Annotated in this window: 20 protein-coding genes and 1 pseudogene; 12 read left to right on the forward strand and 9 right to left on the reverse strand. The window is 71.5% G+C overall.

What is annotated here, in order from left to right; genetic code table 11:
* Nucleotides 1–215: 215 nt before the first annotated feature.
* Nucleotides 216–1,172 carry a cyclase family protein gene (locus ACFY0P_RS47395; RefSeq protein ID WP_388928716.1) on the reverse strand — a complete coding sequence of 319 codons (957 nt, stop codon included), beginning with the start codon at nt 1,170–1,172 and terminating at the stop codon, nt 216–218.
* Nucleotides 1,169–2,149, reverse strand: a complete 981-nt coding sequence (locus ACFY0P_RS47400) for a fumarylacetoacetate hydrolase family protein (protein ID WP_388928717.1) — start codon at nt 2,147–2,149, stop codon at nt 1,169–1,171. Before ACFY0P_RS47400 ends, ACFY0P_RS47395 begins: the two co-directional genes overlap by 4 nt.
* A gap of 120 nt (nt 2,150–2,269) precedes the next feature.
* Between ACFY0P_RS47400 and ACFY0P_RS47405 the strand changes: the two genes are divergently transcribed.
* Nucleotides 2,270–3,178: a LysR family transcriptional regulator gene (locus ACFY0P_RS47405; protein WP_388928718.1), complete on the forward strand. Its 909-nt coding sequence runs from the start codon at nt 2,270–2,272 to the stop codon at nt 3,176–3,178.
* A 17-nt stretch (nt 3,179–3,195) separates the two neighbouring features.
* On the opposite strand, the gene ACFY0P_RS47410 is transcribed toward ACFY0P_RS47405, so the two are convergent.
* Together ACFY0P_RS47410 and ACFY0P_RS47415 are read right to left on the reverse strand one after the other, a co-directional pair.
* The gene (locus tag ACFY0P_RS47410) at nt 3,196–4,464 is read right to left on the reverse strand and encodes an MFS transporter (RefSeq protein ID WP_388928719.1); all 1,269 of its coding nucleotides are present in this window, start codon (nt 4,462–4,464) and stop codon (nt 3,196–3,198) included.
* Between the two features lie 563 nt (nt 4,465–5,027).
* A complete protein-coding gene (locus ACFY0P_RS47415) occupies nt 5,028–6,044 on the reverse strand; it encodes a zinc-dependent alcohol dehydrogenase family protein (RefSeq protein ID WP_388928720.1) in 1,017 nt (338 codons plus the stop codon).
* Between the two features lie 170 nt (nt 6,045–6,214).
* Between ACFY0P_RS47415 and ACFY0P_RS47420 the strand changes: the two genes are divergently transcribed.
* The gene (locus tag ACFY0P_RS47420) at nt 6,215–7,096 is read left to right on the forward strand and encodes a helix-turn-helix domain-containing protein (RefSeq protein WP_388928721.1); all 882 of its coding nucleotides are present in this window, start codon (nt 6,215–6,217) and stop codon (nt 7,094–7,096) included.
* A gap of 65 nt (nt 7,097–7,161) precedes the next feature.
* Nucleotides 7,162–7,575 (forward strand): cupin domain-containing protein, encoded by a 414-nt coding sequence (locus ACFY0P_RS47425; RefSeq protein WP_388928722.1) that lies wholly within the window; start codon nt 7,162–7,164, stop codon nt 7,573–7,575.
* Between the two features lie 169 nt (nt 7,576–7,744).
* Here the strand turns inward: ACFY0P_RS47425 and ACFY0P_RS47430 are convergent, their stop codons facing one another.
* Complete coding sequence (locus ACFY0P_RS47430; RefSeq protein ID WP_388928723.1) at nt 7,745–8,617, reverse strand: helix-turn-helix domain-containing protein; 873 nt, start codon at nt 8,615–8,617, stop codon at nt 7,745–7,747.
* Between the two features lie 460 nt (nt 8,618–9,077).
* On the opposite strand from ACFY0P_RS47430, the gene ACFY0P_RS47435 reads away from it, so the two are divergent.
* From ACFY0P_RS47435 to sigJ, 3 genes are read left to right on the forward strand one after another with little or no spacing between them, the layout of a single operon-like run.
* Nucleotides 9,078–9,773, forward strand: coding sequence for an NAD(P)-dependent oxidoreductase (locus tag ACFY0P_RS47435; protein WP_388928724.1), 696 nt, complete (start codon nt 9,078–9,080; stop codon nt 9,771–9,773).
* Between the two features lie 38 nt (nt 9,774–9,811).
* Nucleotides 9,812–10,486 carry a hemerythrin domain-containing protein gene (locus ACFY0P_RS47440; RefSeq protein WP_388928725.1) on the forward strand — a complete coding sequence of 225 codons (675 nt, stop codon included), beginning with the start codon at nt 9,812–9,814 and terminating at the stop codon, nt 10,484–10,486.
* A 56-nt stretch (nt 10,487–10,542) separates the two neighbouring features.
* Entirely contained in the window at nt 10,543–11,421 is an 879-nt protein-coding gene (gene sigJ, locus ACFY0P_RS47445; protein ID WP_388928726.1) for an RNA polymerase sigma factor SigJ, read from the forward strand.
* A gap of 478 nt (nt 11,422–11,899) precedes the next feature.
* Here the strand turns inward: sigJ and ACFY0P_RS47450 are convergent, their stop codons facing one another.
* On the reverse strand, nt 11,900–12,148 hold the full coding sequence (locus ACFY0P_RS47450; protein ID WP_388928727.1) for a hypothetical protein: 249 nt from the start codon (nt 12,146–12,148) through the stop codon (nt 11,900–11,902).
* A gap of 7 nt (nt 12,149–12,155) precedes the next feature.
* Here ACFY0P_RS47450 and ACFY0P_RS47455 point away from each other — a divergent pair, with 7 nt between their 5' ends.
* Nucleotides 12,156–12,464, forward strand: a complete 309-nt coding sequence (locus ACFY0P_RS47455) for a hypothetical protein (RefSeq protein ID WP_388928728.1) — start codon at nt 12,156–12,158, stop codon at nt 12,462–12,464.
* A gap of 116 nt (nt 12,465–12,580) precedes the next feature.
* On the opposite strand, the gene ACFY0P_RS47460 is transcribed toward ACFY0P_RS47455, so the two are convergent.
* A complete protein-coding gene (locus ACFY0P_RS47460; RefSeq protein WP_388928729.1) occupies nt 12,581–13,216 on the reverse strand; it encodes a hypothetical protein in 636 nt (211 codons plus the stop codon).
* A 212-nt stretch (nt 13,217–13,428) separates the two neighbouring features.
* On the reverse strand, nt 13,429–14,409 hold the full coding sequence (locus tag ACFY0P_RS47465; RefSeq protein ID WP_388928730.1) for an FAD-dependent oxidoreductase: 981 nt from the start codon (nt 14,407–14,409) through the stop codon (nt 13,429–13,431).
* 108 nt (nt 14,410–14,517) lie between these two features.
* Here ACFY0P_RS47465 and ACFY0P_RS47470 point away from each other — a divergent pair, with 108 nt between their 5' ends.
* Together ACFY0P_RS47470 and ACFY0P_RS47475 are read left to right on the forward strand one after the other, a co-directional pair.
* On the forward strand, nt 14,518–15,411 hold the full coding sequence (locus ACFY0P_RS47470) for a LysR family transcriptional regulator (RefSeq protein ID WP_388928731.1): 894 nt from the start codon (nt 14,518–14,520) through the stop codon (nt 15,409–15,411).
* 601 nt (nt 15,412–16,012) lie between these two features.
* Nucleotides 16,013–17,374 carry a dihydrolipoyl dehydrogenase family protein gene (locus ACFY0P_RS47475; protein WP_388928732.1) on the forward strand — a complete coding sequence of 454 codons (1,362 nt, stop codon included), beginning with the start codon at nt 16,013–16,015 and terminating at the stop codon, nt 17,372–17,374.
* On the opposite strand, the gene ACFY0P_RS47480 is transcribed toward ACFY0P_RS47475, so the two are convergent.
* Complete coding sequence (locus ACFY0P_RS47480; protein ID WP_388928757.1) at nt 17,366–18,532, reverse strand: MFS transporter; 1,167 nt, start codon at nt 18,530–18,532, stop codon at nt 17,366–17,368. The two genes, ACFY0P_RS47475 and ACFY0P_RS47480, sit on opposite strands and share 9 nt — an antisense overlap.
* Before the next feature lie 234 nt (nt 18,533–18,766).
* Here ACFY0P_RS47480 and ACFY0P_RS47485 point away from each other — a divergent pair, with 234 nt between their 5' ends.
* From ACFY0P_RS47485 to ACFY0P_RS47495, 3 genes and pseudogenes are all read left to right on the forward strand, one after another.
* Nucleotides 18,767–19,105 (forward strand): GNAT family N-acetyltransferase, encoded by a 339-nt coding sequence (locus ACFY0P_RS47485; protein ID WP_388928733.1) that lies wholly within the window; start codon nt 18,767–18,769, stop codon nt 19,103–19,105.
* 122 nt (nt 19,106–19,227) lie between these two features.
* On the forward strand, nt 19,228–20,970 hold the full coding sequence (locus ACFY0P_RS47490; RefSeq protein ID WP_388928734.1) for a pyruvate dehydrogenase: 1,743 nt from the start codon (nt 19,228–19,230) through the stop codon (nt 20,968–20,970).
* A gap of 384 nt (nt 20,971–21,354) precedes the next feature.
* A pseudogene (locus tag ACFY0P_RS47495) lies at nt 21,355–21,882 on the forward strand (allantoicase); the annotation flags it as partial.
* Nucleotides 21,883–21,902 lie beyond the last annotated feature (20 nt).

Raw genomic sequence — 21,902 nt, forward strand, 5'->3', positions numbered from 1 at the left:
GCGGCTCTTGCCCGCCGGGGGGGCGGGCCAGGGGGTGCGGCTCTTGCCCGCCGGGGGGGCGGGCCAGGGGGTGCGGCTCTTGCCCGCCGGGGGGGCGGGCCAGGGGATGCGGCTCTCGCCCGCCGAGGGGGCGGGCCAGGGGAGTGCGGGCCGGATGCGCCGCCGCTGTCCGGGGAGAACGGCGCATCCGGCGGCTGTGCGGGGCCGGTGCGGGACTACTTGACGGCGACGGGGCTGACGGGGGAGCCGACGGCTCCGGTGATGGGGAGGGGCGCGGCGGTGAGCCAGAACTCGTACACACCGTCGGCCGCGCAGTCCGCGGCGAGCGTGTCGAGGTCCCACATCTCGCCGATCAGCAGGCCGATGTTGGGGATGGCCACCTGGTGCAGCGGCTGGAAGGCGTGCTCGAACTCGTTGGGCCGTACCTCGAAGCCCCAGGTGTCGGTGGCGATCGCGGCGATCTCGGTGCGGTGCAGCCAGCCGGCCGTGCTGAAGGACAGTCCGGGCGCGGGCCCGCCGGCGTAGTCGCCCCAGCCGTCCCGCTTGGCGCGCGCGAGGTGTCCGGTGCGGACAAGGACGATGTCACCGCGGCCGACGCGCACGCCGTGGGCCTCTGCGGTCGCGGTCAGGTGCGCCTCGGTGACGGCGAAGCCGTCCGGCAACTCGCCGTCGCCGCCCATGACTTGGGCGACATCCAGCAGGACCCCGCGGCCGGCGACATACGGTGCCATGTGCTCGATGCCGGTGACGAGGTCGCCGTCGGAGGTGACCGTGGTCGCCGCGTCACGGCCGTTCCACGCCTTGCCGTGGTCGAAGATGTGGCCGAGCCCGTCCCACTGGGTCGAGCACTGCAGCGGCATCGCGATCACGTCGTCGGCGCCGCCGATGCCGTGCGGGAAGCCCTGGTTGCCGAGGGCGGCGTCGGTGCCGGTGTCCAGCATGGTGTGCACCGGGTTGGTGCGTCGCCGCCAGCCCTTCTGCGGTCCGTCCATGTCGAACCGCTGGGAGAGCGAGAAGCTCACACCCCGCCGGACCAGCGCGGCGCCCTCGCGCCGCTTGGCCGGGTCGAGGAAGTTCAGGGTGCCGAGCACGTCGTCCGCGCCCCAACGCCCCCAGTTGGAGTACGCCTTGGCGGCCTCGGCGATCGCGCCCTCGGGGTCGTCGCGGTTCACACGGACTCCTGGACGCATCGGGTGCGCTGCACACCCAGGCCGGTGATGGAACCCTCCATGACGTCGCCGTCCCGTAGCAGCCGCCCCCAGTGGATGCCGTTGCCGGCCGGGCTGCCGGTCAGCACCAGGTCGCCGGGCAGGAGTTGTGCGGTCTGCGAGATGTACGACACCAGCCGGGCGACGCCGAAGAGCATGTCCTTGGTCGACTCGTCCTGCATGGTGTCGCCATTGAGCTTCAGCGTGACCCGCAGATCGCCCGGGTCGGCGATCGACTCGGCCGGTACGATCCACGGCCCGAGCGGCGTGAACCCGGGCGCGTTCTTGCAGCGCAGCCAGTCGGTGCCGATGGCCTTCATGTCCCGGCGGAACACGGTGGCCCGGTCGGTGAGGTCATTGGCGATCGTGTACCCGGCGACGTACTCCAGGGCCTCCTCGACGGACACCCGATGCGCCCGCCTGCCGATGACCGCCGCCAACTCCAGCTCCCAGTCCGGCTGTTCGGCCCAGGCGGGGAGGACGACATCGTCGTAGGGCCCGGCGATCGTGGTCGGCAGCCCGATGAACACGTACGGCAGGTCCTCGGCCGCCCGGCGGTCCATGACGGCGGCGATCTCCGCCCGCGCCTCCTCGACCGTGCGCGGGTCGTCGGGGGAGCGGTGGGCGACCTCCAGATCGATCACGTGCTGCCGGTAGTTGGCGCCGGACTGGAAGATCTGCCGCGGCTCGACCGGCGCGTGCACCCGCAGGCTGTCCAGGGGGTGCCGGTCGGGGCCGGGGGCGTCCGCCAGAGCGTGCAGGACGGGCCGGAACTCCTCCCACCGGTCCAGTACGGCCCGTACGTCGGCCGGGGCCCCGTCCAGTACTCCGCTCAGGTCGAGCACCCGGTCCGCGGCCACGAGGCCGGGGAAGAGGGGCCCCTTCGGAGTGGAGAACGTGCCGAGCGCGAACGGGCCGGCAGGTTGCCCGACTGTTGCCATGAGATTTCCTCCCGGTGAGTTGCGGTCTACTGTGGCCCTCGTCGACCGATCACGGAAATAGATCCTGTGGATACGGCGAATCCATCCGATGGATATCTCTGACCTGCCAGGCGGTACCCGGTGAACCTGTCCCGACTCGACCTCAATCTGGTCCTCGCCCTGCGCGCGCTGCTGGAGGAGCGCAACGTCACGCGGGCGGGGGAACGCGTGGGGCTGAGCCAGCCCGCGATGAGCGCCGCCCTGGCACGGCTGCGCCGCCACTTCGACGACGAACTGCTCGCCCGCACCGGCAACGCCTACGAACTGACCCCGCTCGGCGTTGCCCTGCGCGACCGCAGCGCGACCGCGTGCGACCTGCTGGAACGGGTCTTCTCCAGCCAGGCCGACTTCGACCCGGCCGCCGAGACCCGCGAGTTCACGCTGCTCGCCTCCGACTACGGCGCGGCCGTCTTCGGCGCCCCGCTGTCCCGCGCCCTCCACCGCGAGGCCCCCGGCATCCGCCTCACGTTCCGGCACACGTTGCCGGCGGTCGAGGAGAACACCGCGACCGTGCTGAGCACCATCGACGGACTGCTCCTGCCGCACGGCATCATCGACGGCTTCCCCGCGGTGGACCTGCACCAGGACCGCTGGCTGTGCATGGTCGCCGACGACAACCCGGAGGTGGGCGGCGATCTCACCCTCGACCACCTCTCGCATCTGCCCTGGGCGGTCTACCAGCGCCCCTACGACGCCCCCGCGGCCCGCCAGCTGAGCATGCTCGGCATCAGCCCCCGGGTGGAGGTCTCCGTACCGACCTTCCAGCTGCTGCCCCACATGGTCGAGGGCACGCGGCGGGTGGCGATGATCCAGGAACGGCTGGCACGGAGGGCGGTGCGCTCGGCGGCGGTGCGGGTCCTGCCGTGTCCCTTCGAGGCCGTACCGGTGCAGGAGGCCATGTGGTGGCATCCGGTGCACACCCAGGACGCGGCTCACATCTGGTTGCGGCAGAAGGCGGCGGAGGTGGGGGCGTCGCTCACGGCGAAGTGACACCCCACCGACCCGCGTCACGCCAGTTGTTCCGGCAACGGCCGTGGGCCGACCGCCTCTCCCCGCCGCCGGGCGACCGCCCACAACCCGCCGGCGACCAGGGCGGCGGCCAGCCCCAGCACTCCCACCGCCCCCGCGAGACTCCCCACCGCGGCCTCTCCCGCGAGCAGCACCAGCGGGCACACGAACTCGCCGCCGAAGAAGGCCGCCGTCCACAGTCCGGTGCCGCGGCCGCGGTCCTCGAAGGCGAGTCGGGACATGGCGCTGGTCAGCAGAGCGGGCAGCAGCATCCCCGTGCCGACGCAGTTGACGACGGCCCCGGCGACCAGCAGCGGTGCGTCGCCCGCCAGGAACATCAGCGCGAAGCCCAGCGCGCACACCGCCAGGACCGCGGGCAGCATCGGCTCCGGCGAGCGCTTCAGGCGGGCGAAGGCGACCGCACCGCCCACCGTCGCCGCGCTGGCGACGGCCGTGGCCAGTCCGATCACCCCGGAGTTCTTCACCCCCAGGTCGTCGAGCAGGTACGACATCTCGACCGGGACCGTGTAGAAGACCATGGCCCCGAAGAAGGTCAGGGCGCAGATCCCGCCCAACTGCCGCCAGGGGAACGTGCGTCGGGCCCCGCCGGTCGGCGTCCCGACCGCCGCCGCGCGGGGTGCCGGGCTCGGCAGCGCCGTCGCCATCAGCGGGGCCAGCACCAGACTCACGGCGTACACGAAGAACGGCACGCGCCAGCCGGCCGATCCGGCCGCGCCGCCGAGCACGAAGAAGGCCGTGGCCGACGCGGACGCGCACATGGTCTGCAGGGCGAGGTACTTCACCCGCCGCTGCCCCGAGTAGTAGTCACCGATCAGCGTGGTGCAGCACGTCATGATCGCGGCCTCGGCCACCCCGACCAGGGCGCGGCTGGCGATGATCGCGCCGAGCGAGTCCAGCCAGAGCGGGGCCGTGCCGAACACGGCGTACAGCAGGGTCGCCGCGACCAGCAGCCGCTTGCGGCCGAGCCGGTCCACGATCACCCCGGCGAAGGGGGCCAGCACGGCGAGTGCCAGGGCCGGCACGGTCAGCGCGAGCGGCACCAGCGCCTTGGCCCCCGGCACGGAGGCGAAGTGGTCCTGCATCTTCGGCAGGACGGGGGCGATCAGGACCGCCCCGAGGATCGGCAGACAGCTGCCCGCCATCAGCAGGGTCACCCGCAGCAGATGGGCGGGGCCGGAGACGGCCAGGGGCGGCGGGGCGGTCTCGTCGGCCGCGGCGGCGGACGGCGGTGGAACGGAACCGGGCATCACGACTCCAGGAACGGTGAGCGGAGCGGGCATGCCTGGGGGCGCGACGGGCGCACGGCATGCTGGGGACGGCCGCACGACAGCGGCTGTCCGGACAGCGGCGTGCGGGTACGCATGACTATGGGCGGTCCGCCGACCGCCCGCCATCCTCCGCGCGATCCGAATCCCGTATAGCCGGGCATCCACGCAATGGATGGCATCGCGTGCCAGAGGGCACCGCAGCCACCGCGGCTCGACCTGCGCCGTCCGCCAGGCCCGCTCGACCGCACCGGCGGCACCGGTCGCCCGGCGCCGGGGGCCGTCTCAGCCGACGTCGGCCGAAGTCGTCAGCACGCCGAACGCGGCCGCCACGGGAGACAGGCTTCTGCCTCTCAGGAAGGCAACCGTCCTCGGCGGCGGCCGCCGAGGCTCCCGGATACTGTCGCCGCCGCCGTCGGGATGCGGCGTCGGGGCGGGTGCAGGGTGGTGGCCAGGGCCATGACCGGGGAGCCGACGATCACGCCGATGGCCTTCCGTGCGCGGTGTGCGGCCGGGGGCGGGACGGGGGGCCGGTGTGGCGGCGGTCAGGGCTTGAGGAGGGCCTTGATCGCGCGGCGCTCGTCCATCGCCTTGTAGCCCTCGGCTACCTGGTCCAGGGGGAGGGTGAGGTCGAAGACCTTGCCGGGGCTGATGCGGCCGGACAGGACGCGGTCGATGAGGTCGGGGAGATAGCGGCGGACGGGGGCGGGGCCGCCGCGCAGGCCGACCTGGGAGAAGAACAGTTCCTGGCCGTCGACGGCGACCTCGTGCGGGACGCCGACGAAGCCGACGTTGCCGCCGGGACGGGCCGAGTGCAGCGCCTGCCGCATGGACTCGGCGGTGCCGACGCACTCCAGGACGCTGTCGGCGCCGATGCCGCCGGTCAGTTCCTTGATCCGGGCGACGCCGTCCTCGCCGCGCTCGCTGACGATGTCGGTCGCGCCGAACTCGGCGGCCAGCTTCTGCCGGGACTCGTGGCGGCTCATCGCGATGATCCGCTCGGCACCGAGCTCCCTGGCGGCGATGACCCCGCACAGGCCGACCGCGCCGTCCCCGACCACGACGGCCGTCGAGCCGGGCCTGACCTCGGCGGCGAGGGCGGCGTACCAGCCGGTGCCCATCACATCGGAGACGGCGAGCAGGCTGGGCACGAGGTCGCCCGAGGGGTGCTCGTCGGTGGCGACCAGGGTGCCGTGGGCGTTGGGGATGCGGACGTAGTCGGCCTGGCAGGTGCTCATGAACTCCCGGTGCAGACAGCTGGACTGCCAGCCGTTACGGCAGTTCGCGCAGGTGTTGTCCGAGGTGGCGAAGGAGCCGACCACGAACTGCCCCGGCTTGACGTGGGTGACCTCGGCGCCGACCTCCTCGACGATGCCGACGTACTCGTGTCCCATCGGGTGCGGGTCGCCGATGGGCTCCAGACCGCGGTACGGCCACAGGTCCGAGCCGCACACGCAGGTGGCCACCGTGCGGATGACCGCGTCGGTGGGACGGCTGATCCTCGGGTCGTCCAGGGTCTCGAAGCGCACGTCGCCGGGGGCGTGGATGACTGCTCCGCGCATGATCGTGTTTCCTTCACTGCGGGGGTGGGGATGCCGCGGCCGATCTCGGCACGGCTGCTCACGATCGAGGCTCACACGGGTGGGCAGGCGCGAAAAGCGGAGAAATCCATCCGGGGAGAGGAACATCCTGGGAAGAAATCCTCCCCCCTTCCGCTCCTGCGATCGGTGCCATGCTGGGCGGCATGACCAGCAATGTCCCCCTCAACGAGCTGGGAGAATTCCTCAGGAAGCGTCGCTCGGAGCTGAGCCCCCGCGCGGTCGGACTGCCCGAGACCGGCAAGCCCCGCCGGGTGGCCGGGCTGCGCCGCGAGGAGGTCGCCCAGCTGGCCGCCATCAGCACCGACTACTACACCCGCCTCGAACAGGGCCGCATGCAGGCGTCCGCACCCGTGCTCGACATCCTCGCCCGGGTGCTCCACCTGGACGACGACGAACGCGGCTACCTCTTCCAGCTCGCCGGCAAGACCAGCACCCGCACCCGGCGGCGCGGCCGGCAGAAGGTCCAGCCGCAGCTGCAGCGGGTGCTGGACGACCTGACCGCGACCCCGGCCATCGTGCAGGGCCGCCGCGGGGACATCCTGGCGTGGAACGCCCTGGCCGCCGCGCTGGTCACCGACTTCTCCCAGCTCCCGGAGAAGCACCGCAACTACCCCCGGATCCAGTTCACCGACCCGGCCATGCGCACCCTCTACGCCGACTGGGAGAACTCCGCGAAGATCTCCGTGGCGCAGCTGCGCATGGAGGCCGCCAAGTACCCCGAGGATCCCCGCCTGATCGAGCTGGTCGGTGAACTGTCCCTGCGGGACAAGCAGTTCGCCCAGTGGTGGGGCGACCACCGGGTCGCGGGCCGCACGGTGGGCACCAAGATCATCAACCACCCGGTCGTCGGCGAGCTCGTCCTGGACTGGGACACGTTGACCGCGAACACCGACCCGGACCAGCACCTCACGGTCTGGACCGCGGCCCCCGGCTCCGCGACTCACGACCGCCTGCGCATCCTCGCCTCCTGGGCCGCCGAACAGCACCTGCCGGCGTCACAGCCGCTGAGCTGACGGCGCCGGGGGCACCAAGGGCGCGGCCCGATGCTCCGACCTGCACAGAGAACAAGGAATCGACTATGGAACTGCTGCCGAAGCCACCCACGATGAAGCTGCCCGGGACGTGGTTCACCGGGGACGCCTGGGCGGACGTGATCTACCGCGGTACGGAGCCGTCCCGGGTCCGTGCCAACGCGGTGCGCTTCGCGCCCGGTGCCCGCACCGCCTGGCACTCCCACGGTCTGGGCCAGACCCTGTACATCGTCGAGGGCATCGCCCTGATCCAGTCCCGCGGCGGCGACATCCTCGAAGCACACCCCGGCGACGTGGTCTGGACCCCGCCGGGTGAGGAGCACTGGCACGGCGCCGACCCCGACCACTTCATGGTCCACATCGCGCTGTGGGAGACCGACGAGGTCGACTGGCTCGACCACGTCACCGAGGCCGAGTACGCCGGCCCCCGCCGCGGCAGCCGCATCACTCGCGGCGCCTGACCTGCCCCCGCACCCGGGCGGGGCACCGCCGGAGGCCAGCCGAAGTGCGCCTCGACCTCATCGCGCGGACGTATCCGACGACGCGGCCGTGCCGGCCACCAGTGCCACTTGGGGATGCGCCCCGCTTCCGTCGGCCGCCGTCGTAAGGAGGACTCCCAGGCAGAACGCCCTACGGCGTGGTGGCGCTGCCGGACGCCGCCAGGTTCTGGTCGGCGGCCCAGGAGGCCAGGAGCCGCAGTCCGTCGTGGGACGGGGAGTCCGGCGGGGCGGTCCAGACGATGATGTGCTGGTCGGGGTCGGTGGTGCAGGCCAGGGTGTGCCAGTCGAGGGTGAGGTCACCGACGACGGGATGGCGCAGCCGCTTGGTGCCCGCCGTCCGCAGGGCGACGTCGTGGGCTGCCCACCACTGCCGGAACCGGGTGTCACGCGCCGAGAGTCCGTCGACCAGGGCGGTGAGCCGCGGGTCGTCCGGGTAACGGGCGTTCTCCATGCGCAGCTGTGCGACGGCCAGCCGGGTGACCTCGTCCCAGTCCGCGTACAGGCGGTGCATGGCGGGGTCGGTGATCAGCAGCCGGACGTAGAGCCGCTCCGGCTCCGGGATCTGTCCGAAGTCGGCGAACAGAGCGGCTGCCAGCCGGTTCCAGCCCACCACCTCGGTACGGCGGCCGATCACGAACGCGGGCGTGGTGGTGAGATCGTCGAGCATGCGCTGCAGTTGAGGACTCACCTGCTGCCGCTCGCTGCCGCGGGGCGGCAGGCTCCTTCCCGCGAGGTCGAAGAGATAGGCGCGCTGGTCCTCGTTCAGACGGAGTACCCGCGCGAGTTCGGCCAGCAGCGGGGCCGACGGCTGGAGGCGGCCCTGCTCGACGCGCGTGTAGTAGTCGGTGCTGACGACGGCCAGCACGGCGACCTCCTCGCGGCGCAGGCCCGGTACCCGCCGCTGCTGACCGGTCTCGGGAAAGCCCAGCTCGGCGGGGTTGAGCTCGGCACGGCGAGCCTTGAGGAATTCCCCGAGCTGGTTCAGATGCGGGTCCCTGCTCATGCCTGACAGCGTGGCACGGAATCGCGGGCCGTGAGGGGGGAGAGTTTTCTCCCTGGACAAATCCCGGGAACGCCCTCCGGTGGTCCGGGGACACCCACGCTTGCGGTGGATGCGGCCCAGGGCCCGTGGCGAGCAACAGATCGTAAGCGTCGCTTCTGCAAAGCTGGACGCCTCTGGAGGCGTCTGAGGCGATGCCTGGTGATGACAGGGTTTGTGTGGTCTCCCGGAACGGCTACAACGCCGCCGAACGGATTCGATCGGTGTCTGCACCGTGGACGCTCGCCTGTGGCATGCGGCGGTCCGAGACGCGGCCCGAGGAAACCAATCGACCACCAGCACCGCCCGCTCGATCGAGGCTGCGCTGAAGTCTGGCTGTCACGTTTGTGCCGTGCGATCCGACTTCTTGTACGAGAGGGCGCGGAACGGCCGTGCCGGAACAGGACAGGACGAGGAAGCGGACATGCGGATCGTCATCTTCGGTGCGAACGGCGGCACCGGCCGCCAACTCGCCCAGCAGGCACTCGAGGTCGGCCACGAGGTCGTTGCGGTGACGCGCAACCCCGGCAGCTTTCCCATCGCGGCCACGCGCTTGACGGTTGCCCGAGCGGACGTGCACGACCGGGCAGCGACTGCGCGGGTTGTCGAGGGCAGCGAGGTGGTGCTCTCCACCTTGGGGGTGCAATTCAGCCGGAAGCCGGTCACGATCTACAGCGACGGGATCGCGTCCATCGCCGATGCCATGACGACCCACGGGCTCAAGCGGTTGGTGGTGGTGAGCTCGGCGGGCACTGAGCCGACTCGGCACGCCGACGGCGGGTTCCTGTTGAACCGGGTGATGCAGCCCATGGTCACCCGGACGATCGGCAAGACGACGTACGCCGACATGCGCCGCATGGAGGCCTTCTTGCGCCGGTCCAGCCTGGACTGGACGGTCATGCGTCCTGGCGGCCTGTTCGACGCGGAGCAGTCCAGTGACTACGAGCTGGCGGAGAACCGCTCCGAGCGAGTGTTCACCAGCCGTGCCGACCTGGCCGCGTCGATGCTGGCCCAGGTCACCAGCCGGGTGTGGATCGGCAAGTTCGTCGCGGTCAACACCACCAAGGGTGCTCCCACCGTGCTGCAGATGATCCGCCGCGAAGCGTTCGGCAGCCACTGACCACGACCGGCACAGACAACCATCGGCAGGAGACACTGATGAGGAACCACCACCCCGGAGTCACCGAAACCAGCACCGCGGCGTGGGAACGTCGCGCAGCCCTGGCCGGCCCGGTCGACTTCACGATGATGTACGTCGCGCACGACGCCTTCAACCGCGACCTGGACCGGCTGCTGGACGCCGTCGCGGACGGACGCGGCCACTCCCCTGCGGTCGTCGCGACCTGGCAGCTGTTCAGCAAGCAGCTACACACCCACCACGCTGCCGAGGACACCGTGCTGTGGCCGCGACTGCGGGCGGCGGTCGCCGATCCTGACGAGCAGCGCATCCTGGACGACATGGAAGCCGAGCACGCCTCGCTCGACCCACGCGTCGAGCAGATCAACGCCGCCATCGCCGATCAGAACACCAAGGCGCTCGAACGAGAACTGTCGGTCCTGGCCAAGGGCCTGTCGGCGCACATGATCCACGAGGAGTCCCAGGCGCTGCCGCTGCTCGAGCGCCGGCTGGGCCAGGCCGGCTGGGATGCCTTCAGCAAGGAGATCCGTGACCAGCAGGGCGGGATCAAGGGCGCCGCGGAGTACCTTCCGTGGGTGCTCGACGGCGCCACCGAGCAGCTGAAGACCCAGGTCCTCAGGCTCCTGCCTGCGCCCGCACGCGTCGTCTACCGCAGGGTTTGGGTGCCCAAGTACCGCAAGGCCGCGCGGCTGTGAGGGACGATACCGACCGCGATGCGACGGGGCCACAGGGCAGCCAGGAGCAGACGGGCATGAATGATCTGGATTGGTTCGCAGAGCAGTTCGCGGCCCACCGCCCGCGACTGCAGGCGGTGGCCTACCGGATGCTGGGCTCGCTCACCGAGGCCGACGACGCCCTCCAGGAGGCGTGGATCCGTACCACCCGCTCGCAGAGCAGCAGCATCGACAACATCAGCGCGTGGCTGGTGACCCTTGTCGGCCGGGTGTGCATCGACATGCTGCGCAGCCATCAGTCCCGGCGCGAGGACCTGGTCGGCACTTGGCTGCCCGAGCCGGTTGTCAGCACCGAGGAGACCCACGATCCCGAACAAGCCAGCCTGCTCGCCGACTCCGTCGGCCTTGCGCTACTCGTCGTGCTCGAGAGCCTGGAACCGGCCGAACGACTCGCATTCGTCCTGCACGACATGTTCCGCGTCCCCTTCGACGAGATCGCCCCGATCGTGGACAGAACTCCCGTCGCCGCCCGCCAGCTCGCCAGCCGGGCCCGCCGCCGGCTACGCGGAACGGTGACGATGCCCGACGCCGACCTGCCCACCCAACGGCGGGTCGTCGACGCGTTCCTCGCCGCGTCCCGAGCCGGCGACTTCGAAGCCCTGATCACCCTCCTCGACCCCGACGTCGTCTTCCGCGTCGACACCGGCCCCCGCCCCTGGCTCGGCCCCGCCCTCCTCGTCGGCGCCCGTGACGTTGCCGAGCACGCCACCACGTTCGGACCGCGGTTCGCGACCCTGTGCCAGCCGGCGCTGGTCAACGGCGCCGCCGGCATCATCGCCACCGGCCGCGCCGGCGTCCTCGCCGTAGTCGGCATCACTGTCATCGACGAGCACATCGCCGAGATCGACATCGTCCTCGACCCCGACAAGCTCTCCGGGCTCACCATCGACAACTGACTTGCCCAGTGAACGGTCCACAGGTCTCCGGTCAGCAGCCTCGGTTCGGCGACTTCGTCCAGCACAGCGCGGTCGTGCGCTGCCGCTGCGGCGACCTCCCGTACGTCGGCCGCGTCCAGGCCGACGCCGTCCAGGTCGGCGGCGATCTCCACCAGCGACGTGATCACCGCCTCGCCGGGACCGTAGTACGGGCCGCACACGTCGTGCGGGGGTGCCGGCGGACAGTGGCGTGCGCGGGGTGCTTCCATCCCGTCTGCCGTCGCCCCGGGCAGAGCCGAGCAGACGCGGCTCATGGCGTCCAGGTCGTTCGTACAGTGGCGCGCTCCACCTGGACGCCATGGACCACGCCCGCTCCACGGTGTGTGGGCCGACGGCAGACGGGACGGGAGCTGGGGAAGGTGGTGGGTTGAGGTGACCTGTGATGTGGCGAGGAGTTCTGTCGACAGGAGGTCCGCACCCTGATCGAGGCCCGTGCCGACTAGTCGCCGGGGACGGTGACGCATGGATCGTGCACGCATCCGCCCGGCGGCAGGGCATGGATCACCCAGTGGATCCCGAACGCCACGGCCGCCGCGGCCGCCAGGAAGACCAGGACATGGGCCGCTCTGGCCCACCAGGCGTCCCACAATCTGACAGTCACCGCCAGCACGCCGACGACCAGCAACGAGAGGCTCACGGCGGCTATGACGAGACCTGCTGTGAACAGCTGATACATGGTTGCGTCCAAGGAAGTCGTGTACGGATTCGACCGGTTCATCACCGGCCGACGGGCGACCCGCGGCCATCCGCTCACCGCCGCCCAGAAGGAAGCGAACCGGCTGGACAGCCGCGCGCGAGCGGCGAACGAGCACGGCTTCGCCGGCCCGGAGAACTGGCGATTGCTCACCGAAGTCCGCATGAACGCGCGGCACGCGACCACGCTGCTGCGGGCTCTCCTCGTACTGGCGAACGCCGAGGCCCACCGCCGCCAGACGATCACCCGCTACCGATCACGCCCACGACCAGCGCAAGCATCCCAGCCTCAACCCACGCCAGTCCCGTGACCTGCAACTTCAAGATGACGCAGGCTCACTGGAACCACGCCTCGGAGATGGAAACCCTTGCTCAATGCCACGCGGGCCGATCGTTCGGCGGTCGGACGGAGGGGCTTGTCCCTGCTCTACGCGTGCATCGCGGTGGTGAAGTACCACAGCAGGCAGGCGGCCATGGCGAGCGTGATCGGCACGCCGACGAACAGGCGGATCAGCAGGATCAGGGTCCTGACCCACGGTTGTCCCGGTCCCATGGCGAAGTCGGGTCTGGCTGGGTCGTAGGAGATCGCTATGTTGTCGGGCGCCGAGCGTGCGCCGCTGCGACGGACTTCGTGAGTGGTGCCGGCGGTGTCGGTGAACTCGTACACCACGATCCCGGGGGTGTTGTCGTCATCCCCGGGCACGTAGTCCGCGTATGTGGCGATGGTTGTCACGCCGTACCGGTGCAGCAGCCACCAGGTCACCGTGGCGCGCCACGTGCTGCGGGCTACCGCACAGCCGAACACAACTCCCGCGAAGGTGGCGGCCCACAACGTGGCGAGGTGCCCGTCTCCCGCCTGCGCGGGGAGCAGCAGGCCGAGGGCGAAGAGAGAGGTGAGCGCGGAGCAGGCCCACCACTCGTCCGTGGACAGGAATGGTCTGCGGGGTGTTCTGGGCATGGAGGGGCGTTCCTGCGCCTTCACCAGGGCCGCGCCGTCGATGCGTCTTTCGGCCTCGTCCCGTTGCGGGATGGCGGCGTTGACGGCGTTGGCGAAGGCTTCCACGTCTTCGATGCTGCGGGAGCTGATCGCGCAGACCGTTGCGGCCCGCCGGGTTTCGGCTGCTTCCCACCGGCCGTAGCGGCGGGAGTGTCGATCTCTGCGGGGTCGACGGAATCCATCGGCGCACACCCAGTCCTTTGAGGAGGCAGTAGTGATGACGGCGGTGCGGGGGTACGTGTGGGGCCGTACGGAGGGGAGTCGCGAGCGGCAGGGGCTCATCCCGGCCGAACGGCCCCGACGACAAGGGCGGTTGCGGCGTCCGCGCAGCCCCAGGCGAGGGTGACGCCGGCGCCCCCGTGGCCGTAGTTGTGCACCAGCCGGCGTATCCGGCCGGGCGGGCGCGGGTCGGCCTCCAGGCGAACTCCGCTGTCGCGAAAGGGGCGTAGGCCCACCTGGTGGCCCAGGACCGGGGCGCCTGCCAGTTCCGGCAGCAGTTCGGTGCAGCGGCGCAGGATCGCGGCGGCGGTGGCTGGTGACGGGGTGGTGTCCCACTCGCCGAGCTCGAAGGTGCCGCCGAGGACGACGTCCGTGCTGCGGGGGTGGACGTAGGTGTAGCCGTCGGCGTTGTCCTCGTCGCGCACGGATGTGTGCAGCCCGGGGTTGGCGACGAGGACCAACTGTCCTCGCGCCGGCCGTACTTCGGTGTCGTCGCAGAGGGCTCGGGTGGCCAGGCCGGATGCGTTCACCACCACGGGCGCCCATACGCCTGCCTGTTCCAGGGCGTCGATACGGCGGTGGATCAGCGCGCCGCCCGCCGCGGAGAAGGTCTGCTGGAGCCAGGGCAGGTAGTGGGACATCTCCACGGCCGGGACGGTGAACGCCCAGCCGCCGGTGAACGGCGCCCGTACCTCGTCGCTGCGCAGGGTGCGGAGGTCGGGAAGGGCGGAGGCCCACCAAGGGATGTCGTGGATCGGGCGGCGCAGCAGCATCCGGGTGGGGCGCATCACCACGCCGGGCACCCCGTCCGCCGCCTGGCGGGCGAACTCGTCGTGGGTGTGGGTGGCCCACTCCAGCACGCGCGGTTCGAACCGGGTGCGGGTCGGGTACCACACGGCCGCGGCGACGGAGGACGTCGTCTCGGCGGGCCGCTCGGCCGTGACGACGGCGACGCGGGAACCGGCCTGCTGCAGGCGCAGTGCGGTGGTGAGCCCGATGACCCCGGCGCCGACGACGACCGCGTCGAACCTGTCGCCCATGTCTCCCCCTCGATCGCCGAACCGTGTGGTGCCACTGTCGGCGGGGAGCTGACGGCCTGTCCAAGACCAGTCACGTTCAATGCAATAAGCCGCGCTTATAGTTGGCGGATGGACTTGCGGCGGCTGCGCTACTTCCTCGTGCTGGCCGAGGAGTTGAACTTCACGCGGGCCGCGCACCGGCTGCACATCGCCCAGCCCGCCCTGAGCCAGCAGATCAGGGCGCTGGAACGGGACATCGGCGCCGCGTTGCTCGAACGGGGCAGCCGGGGCTGCAGGTTGACCGCGGTCGGCGAGGTCGTGGCCCGCGAGGCCGACGAACTGCTCGCCCACGCGGCCGCGGCGCAGGAACGAATCCGTGCGGCCGTCGGCGGACGGCAGGGGCAGTTGCGCCTGGCCCTGACCCGCTCCGCCCGCGGCGGCCCCGTCGACGCCCTCCTCGCCGCGTTCCGCACCCTCCATCCGGACGTGGATCTCGTCGTGCGGACGGGGTGGACCGCGCACAACATCACCGAACTGCTGGCCGGCAGGCTGGATGCCGCCTTCGTACGGCCACCGCTGGACGGCAAGGGCCTGGAGTGCCGGCACATCGCCCGCGAGGAACTCCTCGTGGCCGTCCCCGCAGAGCATCCCCTCGCCCGCGAACGAAGGGTCACCCGCGGGCACATCGCCGCCGAACCGGTGATCCTCTGGCCGCGCGAGAACGCCCCCGGAATGCACGACCTGATCACCCGACAGCTGTGGCCCGACGGGGGGCCGCGCATCGTGCGGGAAGAACCCGACGACGAGCAACTCCTCCTCAGCGTCGCCTCGGGCACCGGCATCGCCCCGGTGCCCGAGGGGCGTGCCCGTGCGCTGCGCATACCAGGGGTGCGACTCAAGCGCGTGGCCGCGCCCATGCCCACCGTGGACCTCGCCCTGGCCCACCGGTCGGCAAGCGCCGCGCCGGCACTGCGGGGGCTCCTCAGCCTCGTCGGCACCCTGCCCCCGCCGTCGGCCGACTGATGCCGGGTACAGTCCGATCGGCAGGTTCATGACCCGGCGCGGACAAACGTCTCTCGCGGGAGCGGACCTACGAACAACTGAACCCGTCGTCCTCGAACAGGACATCGAGCCGGTCCCGGATGAACATCGCCGGGGTGCCCTTCGGGCACGCCGCCCGCGCTGTCCGCACCGTCCTCACCGGAATCCGCTGGAAACTCCTCGGCCGTAACGACACTGCCCCCGCACCCCAAAACCCGAGGCCATGCCGCACTCCTCCAGCGAACCGTCCGACGGACCCACCGTCAGCGCCCCGGACAACATCTCCAACAGAGTCACGGCGTGAGCCTGAGCCTCTACCGAGTCGCCCGCGAACTGCAGTTACTTCTCGCGGTCTGGACCGGCGCCTGTCCCACCTGTCACCGCGACATGCCGGAACCGATACTGACCTGACCAAGCCCGGCTAAGCGCGGCGGCGGGGGAGGCGTTGCCCGGGAGTGCCCGGTCCGGCATCCCGAGCGCACCCGGTTCACTCTGGGACCGACCGCCGTGCACGCACGGACACGGGCCGTCCGCCGTACCGCTCTACCGTCGGTGGCCGGTAGCCGTACGGAGTGAGGCGGACATGAACGAGCAGGTGGACGTGGTCGTCGTCGGCCTGGGGCCGGGTGGGGAGTACCTGGCGGGCACCCTCGCCGAGGCGGGGCTCGACGTGGTCGGCGTCGAGGCGGAGCTGGTCGGGGGCGAGTGCCCGTACTGGGGGTGTGTGCCCAGCAAGATGATGATCCGGGCCGGGAATACCCTCGCCGAGGCCCGGCGTGTACCCGCCCTGGCCGGGCAGGCCGAGGTGGCCCCGGACTGGGGCCGGGTCGCCGGGCGTATCCGGGACGAGGCCACCGACGACTGGAACGACACCGCCGCGGCCGACCGGCTGGCCGCCAAGGGCGGCCGCCTGGTCCGCGGCCGGGGCCGTCTCACCGGCCCGCGCCAGGTGACGGTCGACGGACGGGTGTTGGAGGCCCGCCGGGGTGTCGTCCTGGCGACCGGCAGCCGCCCCCGCATACCCCCGGTGCCCGGTCTCGCAGCCGCGCCCTACTGGACCAACCGCGACGCCATGTCCGCGAAGGAGCTCCCGGCGTCGATGCTGGTGCTCGGCGGCGGTGCCATCGGGGTCGAAGTCGCCCAGGTCTTCGCCCGGTTCACCTGCCGGGTCACCGTGGTCGAGGGGCAGGCGCGACTGCTGGCCCAGGAGGAACCGGAGGCGGGTCAACTCGCCACCGAGGCCCTGCGCGCCGACGGAGTGACCGTCCTGACCGGGGCTCGGGTCAGCCAAGTCGCCCACGACGGTGCCGAGTTCACCGTGTGGCTCGAGGGCGAGGCCGAGCCCCTCCGTGCCGAGCGGTTGCTCGTGGCCACCGGACGGTACAGTGACCTCGCCGAGCTGGGCGTCGAGGCGGCCGGGCTCGACCCGACCGCGCGGGCCGTCCCCACCGACGGGCAGATGCGGGCGGCGGACGGGCTGTGGGCGGTCGGCGACGTCACCGGCCGAGGGGCCTTCACCCATGTGTCCATGTACCAGGCGCAGATCGCCGTCCGCGACATCCTCGGCCACCCCGGCCCCGAAGCCGACTACCGGGCGCTGCCCCGGGTCACCTTCACAGACCCCGAGATCGCGGCCGTGGGGCTGACCGAGCGGCAGGCCCGCGACCGGGGGCTGCGGGTGCGGACCGCCGTACTGCCGAACGCCTCCTCGACCCGTGGCTGGATCCACGGGCCGGGAGGCGAGGGTTTCCTCAAGCTGGTCGAGGACGCCGACCGGGGTGTCCTGGTCGGGGCGACCTCGGCGGGACCGGCGGGCGGCGAGCTGCTCTACGGGCTGAACGTCGCCGTCCACGCCGAGGTCCCGGTCGAGCGGCTGCGGCACATGATCTACACGTACCCGACCTTTCACCGCGCGATGGAGGCGGCCCTGGCGGCTCTACGCTGAGCGCTTCGTGTTGTTCCTGTGTTCGGTGAGCCAGTACAGCAGGCCCAGCACCGGCAGGGCGGCCCCGAACAGGCTGACGGCGCTCCAGCCGCCGGACCGGTAGGCGATCGAGGCGAGCTGGGAGCCGAGGGCGCCGCCGATGAAGAAGATCGCGATGAAGGCGCTGTTGAGGCGGGCCCGGGCGAGGGGATCGAGTTGGTAGACGGTGTGCTGGCCGAGGATCAGGCTGGTCTGGACGGCCATGTCGAGGGCGACGGCCGCGAGTCCGATCAGGACGACGCTGTGCTGACCGAAGCCGGCGATGGCGAAGGCCAGTGCGGCGACGGCGAACGCGGCACCGGTCATCCGCCGGGTCAGCCCGCGGTCGGCCCAGTGCCCGGCCAGCGGTGCCACGGCCGCACCGGCGGCGCCGACCAGTGCGAACACCCCGACGCCGATGGCGGAGTAGTGGAAGCGGGGGCCGGTCAGGACGTATGAGACGGTGGTCCAGAAGGCGCTGAAGGCACCGAACATCGCCGCCTGGTAGAGGCCGCGGCGCACCAGCGCGGGGTGCGTGCGCACCAGCGCCGCGGTGGAGCGCAGCACGTGGTGGTACGGCACGGAGGTGGTCGGTGGGTGCTTGGGGAGGGCCAGTCGCAGGGCCAGGCCCAGCAGGGCCATCAGGACGGCTGAGCCGAGGTAGACGATCCGCCAGCCGGCGAGGCTGGAGACCAGGCTGCTGAGTGTGCGGGACAGCAGGATGCCGGTGAGCAGACCGCTCATGACCCGGCCCACCACCCGGCCGCGGGCGTGGTCGGGGGCCAGGCTCGCGGCGAAGGGGACGAGGATCTGTGCGACCACGGAGGTGGCCCCGCTGATCAGCGAGGCGATCAGCAGCATCGGGAATCCGGTGGCCAGGCCGGCCGCGACCAGGGCGAGCGTGGTGATGGTCAGCAGGGCGGTGATCAGGCTCCGTTTCTCCAGCCGGTCGCCGAGCGGGACCAGGAAGACCATGCCGATCACGTAGCCGACCTGGGTGAGCGTGATCAGCAGACCTGCGGTGGCCTCGCTGATGTGGAAGACACCGCGCAGCTCGGACAGCAGGGGCTGGGCGTAGTACAGGTTCGCGACCGTCATGCCTGAGGCGACGGCGAACAGCGCGATCAGCCAGCCCGGCACCCCGGGGGCAGCCTCGGCGGCTGCCTTCCGGCGCGGGGCGCGGACTTCGGACGACGACGACGGGGACACGGACACGGACACGGGGACCTTCCTCACAGGAGGCGTTGCTCTCGTCACGCATCAGCGCTTCGCCGCCCGCCATGCTTCCCTCTCCACGGCGATGGTTCGGGATGTCAGTCATCTCGGCAGGAGATGGCCATCGCCTACCCCACCCCTCCCATGAAAAGGAATCCGATGAACCGGCTCACCACCACCCCTGTCGTCGTGCACAACGAGGCCCGCAGCCGCTACGAGATCCTGGTCGGCGGCGAACGCGCCGGCCTGACCGCCTACCGCGACCGCGGTGACCAGCGGGTCTTCTACCACACCGAGGTCGACGAGGCCTTCGCCGGCCAGGGCCTGGCCGGCCAGCTGGTCCGGGAGGCGCTCACCCACGCCCGCGCCGCAGGCAAGCGCGTCGTACCCGTGTGCCGGTACGTGGCCAAGTTCCTGCAGAGACACGAGGGGTTCGCCGACCTGGCCGACCCGGTGACCCCCGACGTCCTGCAGTGGCTCCGCACCGAACTGGACTGAGCCCGGAATGCGCTGCCGGAAGCGATCCGGTGCGCTGATGGTCAAGTCCGGTTCGCCCCGGGCCGTTACCGTGACCGGCGGCACGGCGGCCCCCGCCGTGCCGCCGGAGGCGAAGGAGTGGCATGGCCAGGCAGACCATCGCGGAACAGTACGTCGACCTGATGGCGCGCGCCGGCGTGCGCCGTATTTACGGAGTGGTCGGGGACAGCCTGAACCCGGTCGTCGACGCGGTCAGACGGCATGACGCGGTGGACTGGGTCCAGGTCCGCCACGAGGAGGTCGCGGCGTTCGCGGCCGGCGCGGAGGCCCAGCTCACCGGCCGCCTCGCCGCCTGCGCCGGCTCCTGCGGCCCGGGAAACCTGCACTTGATCAACGGCCTGTACGACGCCCACCGCTCAATGGCGCCGGTGCTGGCGCTGGCCGCTCAGATACCCAGCGGGCAGATCGGCACCGGCTACTTCCAGGAGACCCACCCCGACCGCCTGTTCGCCGAGTGCAGCCACTACTCGGAGCTGATCTCCTCGCCGCACCAGATGCCGCGCGTGGTGCAGACGGCGATCCAGCACGCCGTCGGCCGCCGCGGTGTCTCGGTCGTCGCCCTCTCCGGTGACACCGCCGCCGAGGACACCCCGGACGCGGCCCCCGAACTCACCCTGCCGCTGGACCTGCCCGCCATCCGCCCGGGCGACCGGGAACTCGCCCGCCTCACCGAACTCGTGGACGCCGCCGAGCGCGTGATGGTGTTCTGCGGCCGGGGCGTCGCCGGCGCCCACGCCGAGGTGATGGCCTTCGCCGAGAAGGTCAAGGCGCCGGTCGGGCACGCGCTGCGCGGCAAGGAGCACATCCAGTACGACAACCCGTACGACGTCGGCATGAGCGGACTGCTCGGCTACGGCGCCGCGTACGAGGCCATGCACGAGTCCGACCTGCTGCTGCTCCTCGGCACGGACTTCCCGTACACCGAGTTCCTGCCCCGCCATGTGCGCACGGTCCAGGTCGACGTCCAGCCCGAGCGGCTCGGCCGCCGCACCCAGCTCGACCTCGCCGTGTGGGGTGACGTGGGCGAGACCCTGCGATGCCTGACGCCCGCCGTGCGGGAGAAGCAGTCGCGCCGGTTCCTCGACCGCATGCTGGAGCGGCACGCGCACGCACTCGAGGGCGCCGTGAACGCCTACACGCGCAACGTCGAGAAGCAGACCCCGATCCACCCCGAGTACGTGGCCGCGGTACTGGACGAAGAGGCCGCAGACGACGCCGTGTTCACCGTGGACACCGGCATGTGCTGTGTGTGGGCGGCGCGTTATCTGACGCCGAACGGCCGCCGGCGCATCCTCGGCTCGTTCGTGCACGGCTCGATGGCCAACGCGCTGCCGCAGGCGATCGGCGCCCAGTTCCTGGACCGCGGCCGGCAGGTCGTCTCGCTCTCCGGCGACGGCGGATTCTCCATGCTCATGGGCGACTTCCTCACCCTCGTCCAGTACGGCCTGCCGGTGAAGGTCGTCGTCTTCAACAACTCCTCGCTCGGCATGGTCGACCTGGAGATGATGGTCGACGGCCTGCCCCCGCACGCCACCTCCTACCCGCACACCGACTACGCGGCCATCGCCACCGCGGCCGGAGCACGGGGCATCCGGGTCGAGAAGCCCGCCGACGTGCGCGGCGCGCTGCGCGAGGCCTTCGCCCATGACGGACCCGCGCTGGTCGACGTCGTCACCGACCCCGCCGCCCTGGCCGTCCCGCCGAAGATCACCGCCGAGCAGATCAGCGGCTTCGCGCTCTCCGCGAGCCGGACGGTGCTGAGCGGCGGCGTCGGACGCATGGTTCATCTGGCCAGGGCCAACCTGCGCAACGTTCCCCGCCCTTGAGGGGCACGCCTCGGCGCGCGAGGGGTACGGTCCGGACACCCGTAACTCTGAGTAACTATCCGGGGGGCGTACGGTCGGGAGGGGGAAGGAACTCCAGCGGGGCGGGGCGTGGTGTGCTGCAGGAACCGAGGGTGCGGTTCGAGGTTCTGGGAACGATGCAGGCCTGGCGAGGAGAACCACGAGCTGGATCTGGGAGGCCCTCAGGAAAGGGCCTTCCTGGCCCTGCTGTTGCCGAGGGCGGGCCATCCGGTCCCCGTGAGCGAGATCGTTGACGCCTTGTGCGGCCGAACCCGCCGCGCAGCGCGGACAATGTGATCCGCCGCCATGCCGGGGCGCTGCGCCGACTGCTCGAACCGGGCCTGCCCGCGCGCGACGGGCCGCTGGCTGCTACGCGACGTGAATTGGACGACACTCGTCCCGCGCACGCCGGTCGGCGGCCACGCGGCCAACGGCTTCGTCGTGGCGGCGGAGCAGCGCGTCACGTATCTGCGTCTCAACCAGCGCCCCGACGGCGGCATCGCCCCTCTGCGGGTGTACGGCGATGTGGTGCCCGACCCCGAATGGCACCAGGCGCTGGGCACCTTCGACGTCGTCGCTCTGGAGAACGGCGGCCGGGTCGAGGACGCCTCCGGCCTCCTTGACTCGCCGGCCGCCGACACCATCCGGCCGGGCCGGTACCGCAATATGGACGACGGTCGGGAGACCCGGCGCCGCCACGACCGGGACCATGACTGGATCTGCTACCGGCTTGCGGCGGAGGCGTGGATCCGGGCGATCGAGATCGGCACCGCGTATCTGAAGGGGAACGCGGCGGGCTGGGCGTCGGGGTCGGTCAGCGGGGACGCCGGGACCGCCGGGGACGCCGAGTGGCGCGAGATCCTGCCGCGCACCTGCCTTCAGCCCGACACCGACGTTCCCCGCCCTTGAGAGTC

It is taken from the genome of Streptomyces sp. NPDC001714, from assembly GCF_042892755.1.
Classification (GTDB): domain Bacteria; phylum Actinomycetota; class Actinomycetes; order Streptomycetales; family Streptomycetaceae; genus Streptomyces.